At 69.6% G+C, this 10,644-nt stretch carries 7 protein-coding genes and 1 pseudogene; 5 read left to right on the top strand and 3 right to left on the bottom strand.

Annotated elements, in window-relative coordinates; translation table 11 throughout:
* Positions 1 to 442 (top strand): annotated as a pseudogene (locus MVA01S_RS25990) (serine/threonine protein kinase); the annotation flags it as partial.
* Between the two features lie 7 nt (positions 443 to 449).
* Here the strand turns inward: MVA01S_RS25990 and MVA01S_RS25985 are convergent.
* The gene (locus tag MVA01S_RS25985) at positions 450 to 1,535 is read right to left on the bottom strand and encodes a PAS domain-containing protein (protein WP_003931738.1); all 1,086 of its coding nucleotides are present in this window, start codon (positions 1,533 to 1,535) and stop codon (positions 450 to 452) included.
* 154 nt (positions 1,536 to 1,689) lie between these two features.
* Entirely contained in the window at positions 1,690 to 4,038 is a 2,349-nt protein-coding gene (locus MVA01S_RS25980) for a DNA 3'-5' helicase SftH (protein ID WP_003931739.1), read from the bottom strand.
* Positions 4,039 to 4,314: 276 nt separating this feature from the next.
* Between MVA01S_RS25980 and MVA01S_RS25975 the strand changes: the two genes are divergently transcribed.
* From MVA01S_RS25975 to topA, 3 genes are all read left to right on the top strand, one after another.
* Positions 4,315 to 4,518: a cold-shock protein gene (locus MVA01S_RS25975; RefSeq protein WP_003882601.1), complete on the top strand. Its 204-nt coding sequence runs from the start codon at positions 4,315 to 4,317 to the stop codon at positions 4,516 to 4,518.
* A gap of 135 nt (positions 4,519 to 4,653) precedes the next feature.
* Entirely contained in the window at positions 4,654 to 5,244 is a 591-nt protein-coding gene (locus MVA01S_RS25970; protein WP_003931740.1) for a hypothetical protein, read from the top strand.
* 135 nt (positions 5,245 to 5,379) lie between these two features.
* Positions 5,380 to 8,217: a type I DNA topoisomerase gene (gene topA, locus MVA01S_RS25965; protein WP_003931741.1), complete on the top strand. Its 2,838-nt coding sequence runs from the start codon at positions 5,380 to 5,382 to the stop codon at positions 8,215 to 8,217.
* A 12-nt stretch (positions 8,218 to 8,229) separates the two neighbouring features.
* Here topA and MVA01S_RS25960 read toward each other — a convergent pair whose 3' ends face one another.
* On the bottom strand, positions 8,230 to 9,831 hold the full coding sequence (locus MVA01S_RS25960; protein WP_003931742.1) for an adenylate/guanylate cyclase domain-containing protein: 1,602 nt from the start codon (positions 9,829 to 9,831) through the stop codon (positions 8,230 to 8,232).
* Positions 9,832 to 9,913: 82 nt separating this feature from the next.
* Here MVA01S_RS25960 and MVA01S_RS25955 point away from each other — a divergent pair.
* Positions 9,914 to 10,644, top strand: a 731-nt coding sequence (locus MVA01S_RS25955; protein ID WP_110899843.1) for a DNA polymerase III subunit delta', incomplete at its 3' end; no start/stop codon positions are given.

Raw genomic sequence — 10,644 nt, 5'->3', positions numbered from 1 at the left:
CGATGCGGCCGCATGGCCGGCAGGTGCCCCTGCGCCCCGACCGGCCACCCGGGTACTCACCGCGCAGGTGCCGCAGCCGATTCCGCATGCGCCGCCGCGTCGTCCGATGTCGCGGACAAGCAAGTACGCGCTGAGCGCCGGCCTGCTGGGCGCGTTCGCCGTGGCGGCGATCGCGCTGGCGATGGACCCGTTCTCGTCGTCGGCCCCCGCCGAACCGGTCGGCACGAGTACGACGGTGCCGGCCCCGCCGCCGGTCACCACGCCCGCACCGTCGCAGGTCGTTTCAACAGCCCCCGTGGTGCCGCAGCAACCACAGGAGAGGAAGGGCCCGCCCGGGAAGGGGGAGCGCGAAGCCAAGGGGCCCGGCAACGGAAAGGGCCCCGGCAACGGGAACGGAAAAGGGCCCGGCAACGGGAACGGTCCGGGCCGGGGCGGCCCCTGAGCGCGTGCTAGGTGCGGGACGACTTGTCCTTGCGGGACAGCACTTTCGGTCTGCGGGACGGCTGCTCGACCGCACCATCGAGCCCGGCGGCGGCGAGTTCGGACGACGTCGGAAGGCGCAGTGACGCCAGCCCCGCGTCGACGTTCCTGCCGAGCTTGACGCGATTCACCGTGACGTGGACCGGCGTCCAGCCGCCGTTCGGGCCGGCCATCCGTAAGACTCCGCTGGCGACCCCGGTCGCGAACTCGGCCGCCATGGCCGCCATCGTCGTCTTCCGGTCGTCCGGGTGCAACGCCTCCGGGCTGACCATGGTGGACCGCCAGTCCAGGAACGGCACCGGGTCGTCGAGCCACTTCAGCAGGGTCCAGTGCCGCGGATCCACCAACGCCCGGTACACGCCGGGCTGACGCATCCCCTCGACGATGCGCTGGGCCAGCAGATCGTGCTGGATGCTCGGGCCATCGCGGACGCTGCGCCAGTTCATCGCCCGGCAGATCAACCGCTCGCCGCCGTCGGCCTGGACCTCCGGAAGTGAACGTGCCACGAAGCCGACGGTGATCGGCTGGCCGCGGTAATCGGTGACATCCCAGGTGTTGCACAGCGTCACCCCGGGCTCGGGCTGGATCACCATGCTCAGCACCTCGGCCTCGTTCGGGTTGAGGTCGCGCCGGGGCAGGTCGTCGGCGAACGCCCGCCCGTGGGTGGTCTGCTTCGCCGGATCCCAACCGCCGACCTCGAGCGACTCGGGGGTGTCGGTGGCCGTGCCCCCGGTGAGGTCCCACAGCAGCGGCCCGACCAGCGGCCGTTCCGGTGGTGTCTGGTCGGGCGCTCCGGCCCAGAGTTGGACGCCGTGGATCCTGCCGTCGGACATCTGCACGACCTCGGTGCTGATCACCCGGTCGTTCTTCGGGGTGATGCTGCTCAAACCGGCTCCGGCGCGCACGGTCTCGCCGATCGCGGTCTGGATCGCCATCAGGTGCGGGTTGCGGCGCAGGTAGGTGGCGACCGGGACGAGGTCCTTGGTGTAGGCGCCGTGCGCGACGACGGCGGGCTCGGTGCCGAGTGTTTCCACGAGCAACCAGTCGTGGGTCATGCGGAAGATCCTACCGAGGCGGAAAGCGCAAAGCGGAAGGTCCGCACACCACGGAATCCGCACCGCGGCCCGCTGATCAGCACGGATCGCTGCCGGAAGTGGGGCTCGGCGTAACGGATCGCGTCGCCGACGGCATCTGACCGGGTGCGCGCGATCAATCGGGGTGTCCGGCGAGCCGTCGCACCACCAGGCGCAGCACCCTCACTGCGCCGGCTTTGTCCAGCGGGTCGTTTCCGTTGCCGCACTTGGGGGACTGCACGCACGACGGGCATCCCGAGGGGCACTCACACGCGTCGATCGCCGCCGCGGTGGCCTCCCACCAGCGGCCCATCGTGCGAAATCCGCGCGCGGCGAAGCCCGCGCCGCCCGGATGGCCGTCGTAGACGAAGATCGACGGCAGGCCGTCGACGGGTCCGACCGCGGTGGACACCCCGCCGATGTCGCCCCGGTCGCAGCTGGCCACCAGCGGCAGCAGGCCGATGGCGGCGTGCTCGGCGGCGTGCAACGAGCCGGGCGTCCGTAGCGGGTCGATGCCGTTGTCCTGCAGAGCTTCCGGGGTGATGGTGCACATCACCGCCATCGTCTCGAGGCTTCGGGTGGGCATGTCGAGCTCGACGAAGTCGATCACCTCGCCGTCCCGGCGCCGCCGCAGGTAGCCGGTGACGGTGTTGCTCACCGACACCGGCACCAGGCCCACGGTGACCGGGCCGTGCTCGGTGCGCTCACCGGGACCGGTGACGCTGATGTCGGTCAGCTCCCGCGCGAACGTCGTGTAACCGGGATCCTCCGCGTGCACGAAAGCGACACCGTCCTCGAAATCGAGGGAATCGACGACATAACTTTCACCCTGATGTAAATAGACCGCGCCCGGATGCACCGACGCCGGTGCCTGACCCGCACCCGTACTGCCCAGCATCCGTCCGGTGCCCGCCTCCAGGATCGCGATCTGCCCGCCGATCGCGCCCCGGATGTCCACCGCGGGATGCGGATCCAGGCCGGGGGCCGGGAAGTACCCGCTGGGCCGGCGGCGCAGCAGTCCGTCGTCGACCAGTGACTCGGCCACCGTCTCCGCTCCCCACATCCGGACCTCAGCCTCGGTGAGGGGCAGTTCGGTTGCCGCGCAGAGCAACTGTGGGCCCAGGACGTACGGGTTGCCGGGGTCGATCACCACCCGCTCGATCGGCTTGTCCAAGAGTGCCGACGGATGGTGCACCAGGTACGTGTCGAGCGGGTCGTCGCGGGCGATGAGCACGATCAGCGCGCCCTGACCGCGCCGGCCGGCACGGCCGGCCTGTTGCCAGAACGAGGCCACCGTGCCCGGAAACCCGGCCAGCACAACGGCGTCGAGACCGGCGATGTCCACGCCGAGTTCCAGCGCGTTCGTCGTGGCCACGCCCAGCAGCTCACCCTCGGCCAGTGCGCGCTCCAGCTCGCGGCGATCCTCGGCGAGGTAACCGGCACGGTAGGACGCCACCCGCGGTGCCAGCTCCGGTGCGGTGTCGGTCAGCCTGGCCCGCGCGCCCAGCGCGGTGAGTTCGGCGCCGCGTCGCGACCGCACGAACGTCAGCGTGCGTGCGCCTTCGGTGATCAGGTCGGCCATCACCCGCGCCGCCTCGGCTCCTGCCGAACGGCGCACGGGCGCACCGTTCTCGCCGACGAGGTCGGCCATCAGCGCGGGCTCCCACAGCGCGACCGTGCGCGCCCCCTGCGGCGATCCGTCCTCGGTCACCTCGGCGACGGTCTGTCCGATCAACTCCGATGCCGTCGCCGCGGGCGAGGCAGTGGTGGCGCTGGCGAAGATGACGGTCGGTCCGGAGAACGCCGAACCCGGCGCCGCATACCGGGCGCACAGGCGCAGCAGGCGGCGTAGCACCATCGCCACGTTGGAGCCGAAAATTCCCCGGTAGTAATGGCATTCGTCGACGACCACGTACTGCAGGTGGCGCAGGAAGACCGCCCAGCGCGCGTGGTTGCGCAGCAGGGACAGATGGATCATGTCGGGGTTGGAGAAGATCCACCGCGACCGTTCCCGGGCGAAGCGGCGCACCTCGGTGGGACTGTCGCCGTCGTAGGGGCTCGGCGCGACGTCGGCCAGCCCCGGGATCGCCATGGTCAGCGCGGCAGCGGAACGCAACTGATCGTGACCGAGCGCCTTGGTCGGTGACAGATACAGCGCGCGCGACCGCGGATTCTCCTTCAATGCTGTCAATATGGGCAGCTGGTAGCCCAGCGACTTGCCTGAGGCGGTGCCGGTGCTGAGTACGACATGACGGCCGTTCCTGGCCAGTTCGGCGGCCGCCAGCTGGTGTGACCACATCGCTTCGACACCGCGATCATGGAACGCCCGCACCACATCTGGGTCCGCCCAGCCCGGCCACGCCTGCGGCCGGGCCCGTCTCGGGGCCAGGTCGGCGACATGACGCAGCGGATGCTCACCGGCGGCGGTGCCGTCGACGGCGCACGCGAGCAGCTCGCGGCCGAAATCCGGCCCCGGATCTGTCACGTCGGCCCCTTCCGGTCTGGTCTCACGTGAATTGTTCACTACGTGATTGCCGCGAGACTGTCGCGGAGGCCCTGAACATGGTTGACTTACGACGGTCGCAGCTTCTGTGTTCGTGTAACAGCACTCGCAGGAACGACGTTGCGATCGCGGTTCCTGCGAGGGTTGTAGGTCGGGTCGAGTTCCGAGCACTCCACGAAGGTATGGCGGTCGGAACGGGCCCGGTCTGCCGAAAGGGCGGGCCGCACCCGGTGAATATAGAGAAGGAAAGTACGAAAGATGCCACAGGGAACTGTGAAGTGGTTCAACGCGGAGAAGGGCTTCGGCTTCATCGCCCCCGAGGACGGCTCCGCTGACGTTTTTGTCCACTACACGGAGATTCAGGGGTCGGGCTTCCGCACCCTGGAGGAGAATCAGAAGGTCGAGTTCGAGGTCGGCCAGAGCCCCAAGGGACCGCAGGCCACCGGCGTTCGCGCCATCTGAGCGGCCACCAAGACCTCAAGACGCCCCCGCGTAGTCCATCCGGACCCGCGGGGGCGTTCTTGTATATAGGTGGTTGAGCACCCCGGACGGCACGGTGACACGTCGGCAGGCTCTGGCTGGCTTAGTGTCTGAGGGGTGAGCCAGCTGTCCTTCTTCTCGGCCGAGTCGGTGCCCCCGGTGGTTGCCGACCTGACCGGGATTCTGGCTGCGCCGGGACAAGCGGTGGTCGTCGGTGGGGCAGGGCAGCAGGCCGCGCGGCTCTCCGTGGTGGTCGACGCGCTGTGGCGCGCCGAGGGGCTGGCCGAGATGATCGCCGACGCCGGCCTGGAGGCCGAGATCGCGCGCACCGACGAGGACAGCCCGCTGGTGCGTACCGCGGTGGACGCCCGATTGCTCGACATCGCCGCGGACTGGACCACGGGAGCGGTCAAGACCGTCCCCCCGCAGTGGCTGCCCGGACCGCGGCAGCTGCGGGCGTGGACGCTGGCGGCGGGCCGGCAGGAGGACGACCGCTATCTGCTCGGGCTCGACCCGCACGCACCCGACACGCATTCTGCGCTCGCGTCAGCGTTGATGCGGGTCGGGATCGCACCCACTCTGATCGGTACCAGAGGGTCCTTTCCCGCGCTGCGGATCAGTGGGCGCCGGCGGCTATCACGCCTGGTAGAGAACGTGGGGGAACCGCCGGCGCACCGCGCGGCGTTGCATCATTGGCCGCGTCTGTAGCCGGTCGGTTGACCTCCGAGGACGTGGCGACGGTTTGCGTCGGCAGGCCGGGGGTGTCAAATTGTCACTTGCCGGGGCGGGTCGAATGAGTGAATGCTCTCCGCAGGCAGCTGAAGAATTGGGAGCTTGACACAGGTGGCTGACGAGGACCGCGGCAGCGGCAAAACTGGCGCCGAACCGCGCAGAGGCAACGGTTCGACCGTGCGACGGCTCGTCATTGTCGAGTCGCCCACCAAGGCGCGCAAAATCGCAGGTTATCTGGGGTCGAACTACATCGTCGAGTCCTCCCGTGGGCACATCCGCGACCTTCCTCGTGCGGCGGCCGACGTCCCTGCGAAGTACAAGTCGGAGCCGTGGGCGCGCCTGGGCGTCAACGTCGACGCCGACTTCGAACCGCTCTACATCATCAGCCCGGACAAGAAGGCCACCGTCGCTGATCTGAAGGACAAGCTCAAGAACGTCGACGAGCTCTATCTGGCCACCGACGGTGACCGCGAGGGTGAGGCGATCGCCTGGCACCTGCTGGAGACGCTGAAGCCGCGCATCCCGGTCAAGCGGATGGTGTTCCACGAGATCACCGAACCGGCGATCCGGGCGGCCGCAGCAGACCCCCGCGATCTGGACAACGACCTGGTCGACGCCCAGGAGACCCGCCGCATCCTCGACCGCCTCTACGGCTACGAGGTCAGCCCCGTGCTGTGGAAGAAGGTCGCTCCGAAGCTGTCGGCCGGCCGGGTGCAGTCGGTTGCGACGCGCATCATCGTCCAGCGCGAACGCGAGCGGATGGCGTTCCGCAGCGCCGGCTACTGGGACGTCACCGCCGAACTGGACGCCAGCGTCTCCGACGCGCAGGCGTCCCCGCCGAGGTTCACCGCCAAGCTCAACACGGTCGACGGGCGCCGGGTGGCCAGCGGCCGCGATTTCGACTCCCTCGGCGCGCTCAAGAAGCCCGACGAGGTGCTCGTTCTCGACGAGGCCGGCGCCAACGGTCTGGCTGCCGGCCTGCGCGGGGCGCAGCTCGCGGTCACCTCGGTGGAGCAGAAGCCGTACACCCGCCGTCCGTACGCGCCGTTCATGACCTCGACGTTGCAGCAGGAGGCGGGCCGCAAGCTGCGGTTCTCGTCGGAGCGCACGATGAGCATCGCGCAGCGGCTGTACGAGAACGGCTACATCACCTATATGCGTACCGACTCGACGACCTTGTCGCAGTCGGCCATTGACGCCGCACGCAACCAGGCCCGCCAGCTCTACGGCGAGGAGTACGTGCACCCGTCGCCGCGCCAGTACACCCGCAAGGTGAAGAACGCGCAGGAGGCCCACGAGGCCATCCGCCCGGCAGGCGACGTATTCCAGACCCCCGGCCAGCTGCACAGCCAGCTCGACACCGACGAGTTCCGCCTCTACGAGCTGATCTGGCAGCGCACCGTCGCATCCCAGATGGCCGACGCGCGCGGCACCACGCTGAGCCTGCGTATCGGCGGCACCGCGGCGGGCGGCGAGCAGGTGGTGTTCAATGCCAGCGGCCGCACGATCACGTTCGCGGGCTTCCTCAAGGCCTACGTGGAGAGCCTCGACGAGCAGGCCGGAGGCGAGGCCGACGATGCCGAGAGCCGGTTGCCGAACCTGACCCAGGGCCAGCGCGTCGACGCCAGGGACCTGACCGCCGACGGCCACACCACCTCGCCGCCGGCGCGCTACACCGAGGCCTCGCTGATCAAAGCGCTGGAGGATCTCGGGATCGGGCGGCCGTCGACGTACAGCTCGATCATCAAGACGATCCAGGACCGCGGCTACGTGCACAAGAAGGGCAGTGCGCTGGTTCCGTCCTGGGTGGCGTTCGCCGTGATCGGGTTGCTGGAGCAGCATTTCGCACGCCTGGTCGACTACGACTTCACCGCCGCGATGGAAGACGAGCTGGACGCGATCGCCGCGGGTAATGAGCAAAGGACCAACTGGCTCAACAACTTCTACTTCGGTGGTGAGCACGGCGTCGAAGGTTCGATCGCCCGCGAGGGCGGCCTCAAGCGGCTGGTGGGCGGCAACCTCGAAGAGATCGACGCACGAGAAGTCAACTCCATCAAGCTTTTCGACGACGCCGAGGGTCGCGCGATCAACGTCCGGGTGGGCCGCAACGGTGCCTACCTCGAGCGGATGGTCGAAGACCCGGACAACCCGGGCGAGCTGAAGCCTCAGCGCGCCAATCTCAAAGACGAGCTGACCCCCGACGAGCTGACCCTGGAGCTGGCCGAAAAGCTTTTCGCCACACCGCAGGAGGGCCGGTCGCTGGGTGTCGACCCGGAGTCCGGGCACGAGATCGTCGCCAAGGACGGCCGCTACGGTCCGTACGTCACCGAGGTGCTGCCGGAACCCCCGGACGACGGTGAAGCCGGCGCGACCGCCAAGAAGGGCAAGAAGCCGACGGGCCCGAAGCCGCGCACCGGTTCGTTGTTCCGGTCGATGGACCTGGAGACGGTGACGCTGGAGGATGCGCTCAAGCTGCTGTCGCTGCCGCGGGTGGTCGGGGTCGACCCGGCGGACAACGAGGAGATCACCGCGCAGAACGGCCGCTACGGCCCGTACCTGAAGAAGGGCACCGACTCCCGGTCGCTGGCCACCGAGGACCAGATCTTCTCCATCACGCTCGACGAGGCGCTCAAGATCTACGCCGAGCCGAAACGCCGCGGGCGTCAGGGCGCGGCCACCCCGCCGCTGCGCGAGCTGGGCGTCGACCCGGTGTCGGAGAAGCCGATGGTGATCAAGGACGGCCGCTTCGGGCCGTACGTCACCGACGGGGAGACCAACGCGAGCCTGCGCAAGGGCGACGACGTCATGACGATCACCGATGCGCGCGCGTCCGAGCTGCTGGCCGACCGCCGTGCCCGCGGTCCGGTGAAGAAGAAGGCCGCCCCGAAGAAGGTGGCCAAGAAGGCTGCCAAGAAGGCCCCGGCGAAGAAGGCCGCCAAGAAGGGTTAGCCCTTCGGCCGGTCAGGTGCTCCGATCGCCGGCGACCTGTCGGGCCGCCGCGCGTGACGTCGCCAGGTTGACCGGACGGGCCAGCTGGGTCGGCGCGGTGCGTCCGCGCAGCTCGACGATCTCGCCGACGTCCCAGCACAGGGCCTCGGCGTCCAGTGCGTCGGCCACCGCGATGGACGACGCCAGCACGTGGCCGGGTTCGAGTTTCGCCAGCTCGGTCAGCCGGGCCGCTTCATTGACCGGATCGCCGATCACGGTGTACTCGAAGCGGGCCTGGGCGCCGATGTGGCCGGCGATCGCCCGGCCGGCCGACACCCCGATGCCGAAGTCGGTCTCGCCGAGCACCCTGATCAGTTCGTCGTGCAGCTCGCGGGAGGCTGCCAGCGCCGCGCCGGAGGCGTCGGGATGCTCGATCGGCGCGCCGAAGATGGCCAGCGCTGCGTCGCCCTGGAACTTGTTGACGAATCCGCCGTGCCGGTTGACGGTGTCGACGACGACGCGGAAGAAATCGTTGAGCAGGTTCACGACCTCGGCCGCGGGTCGGGTCGCGGCCAGATGCGTCGAGCCGACGAGGTCGACGAACAGCACGGCGACGTCGCGTTCCTGGCCGCCGAGCTCGGTGCCCCGCTCCAGCGCCCGGCGTGCGACGTCCTCGCCGACGTAGCGGCCGAACAGGTCGCGAAGCCGTTGTCGTTCGGCCAGGTCGCGCACCATGTCGTTGAAGCCGGCCTGCAGCAGGCCGAGCTCGCTGGCGTCGTAGATCTGCATGTGCGCGTTGTAGTTGCCGCGCTGCACCTCGCCGAGCGCCCACCGCAGCTGGCGCAGCGGGTCGGCGATGGACATCGCCACCAGCACGGTGCTGGAGAGCCCGATGACCAGTGCGACGATCGCCAGCAGCAGGATCGTCGTGATCAGCCGGTCGGCGGGGGCGGTCAGCACCTCGAACTTGCTGGCGACCAGCGCCAGCACGATGGCCAGGACGGGCACGCCGGTGGACAGCACCCACGTCAGGACCTGGCGCAGGATGACCCCGGGCGCCCGGAAGTTCTCCGGCACGCCGCCGCGCAGCGCCGCCACCGCCACCGGTCGCAGCACGCGCTCGGACTGCAGATAACCGATGATCGCGGTCGCGGTCGCGCCCAGACCCGTGGCGACAGCCACCACCGGGGCGGACTTGCTGGCCACCGGCCAGCTGGCGACGATGAACACCACCGAGCCGAGCAGCCAGTTCGTCGCGCTGATCAGGGACCGGTAGAACGGCATCTTCAGCGCCCGCATGCGGGCCACCAAGGTGTCGGCGGGGTCGCGGTCGCCCAGCAGCATGTCGCGGCGCTGCCAGCGCATCACCGGGATCAGCATCCGCAGCGTCAGGTACGAGGCCACCGTGAACGAGACGAACAGGTAGCCCAGGAAGATCGCGAGGTTGTAGGCCGGCAGGTCCTGAAGCTGGATGCGGTCCTCCGGGGGCAGCCCGAAGCGCAGGAATCCCAGGACCAGCAGCGCGCCGATGATGTCGGCCTGCAGCATGCCCAGCGTGAACACCGGCCACGGGGTACGCGCGACCCAGCGGACGAATGCACTGATTCGCCCCACTTCGATCGGTTCGGCGGCCACCCGGATACCGTATCGGGCCCTGCTGACGCGGAAGGGGCGTCTGGGGCGGACGTGTCGGTTCGCAGCACTACTGTTATCGGCGATGGCCGGTGTTTTCTCGCGACTGGTGGGTCAGGACGCTGTGGAGAAGGAGTTGGTCGCGGCCGCGCGCGCGGCACGCGGTGATTCCGCTCACAACAGCGCCGACGATGTGGCGGACGCGACCGGCGGGGTGGTCGGGACGATGACCCACGCCTGGCTGATCACCGGTCCACCCGGGTCGGGCCGATCGGTCGCGGCGTTGTGCTTCGCCGCCGCGCTGCAGTGCACCTCCGACGGCACCCCCGGGTGTGGGGAGTGCCGGGCGTGCTCGACGACGATGGCGGGCACCCACGCCGACGTGCGCCGCATCATCCCGGAGGGCCTGTCCATCGGAGTGGACGCGATGCGCGCGATCGTGCAGATCGCATCGCGGCGGCCCGGAACCGGACGCTGGCAGATCGTGGTCATCGAGGACGCCGACCGGCTCACCGAGGGCGCGGCCAACGCGCTGCTCAAGGTCGTCGAGGAGCCACCGCCGTCCACGGTGTTCCTGCTGTGCGCCCCGTCGGTGGATCCCGAGGACATCGCGATCACCCTGCGGTCGCGGTGCCGGCACGTCGCGCTGGTCACCCCGCCGGTGGACGCCATCGCCAAGGTCCTGATCGAGTCCGACGGGCTGCCCGAACGCGACGCGGCCTGGGCGGCGTCCGTCAGTGGCGGGCACGTCGGGCGGGCCCGCAGGCTGGCCACCGACGAACAGGCGCGGGAGCGGCGCACCCGCGCGCTGGGGCT

The sequence above is a fragment of the Mycolicibacterium vaccae NBRC 14118 = CIP 105934 genome (assembly GCF_001552715.1).
GTDB classification, from domain to species: Bacteria; Actinomycetota; Actinomycetes; order Mycobacteriales; family Mycobacteriaceae; genus Mycobacterium; species Mycobacterium vaccae.
The sequence above is the reverse complement of the archived record's forward strand: the minus strand, read 5'-3'. Positions and strand labels throughout refer to the sequence as shown.

Bases quoted from the DNA above. Each gene is read 5' to 3' on its own strand.
- MVA01S_RS25985 (WP_003931738.1), bottom strand. From the start codon at position 1,535: ATGACCCACGACTGGTTGCTCGTGGAAACACTCGGCACCGAGCCCGCC.
- MVA01S_RS25975 (WP_003882601.1), top strand. From the start codon at position 4,315: ATGCCACAGGGAACTGTGAAGTGGTTCAACGCGGAGAAGGGCTTCGGC.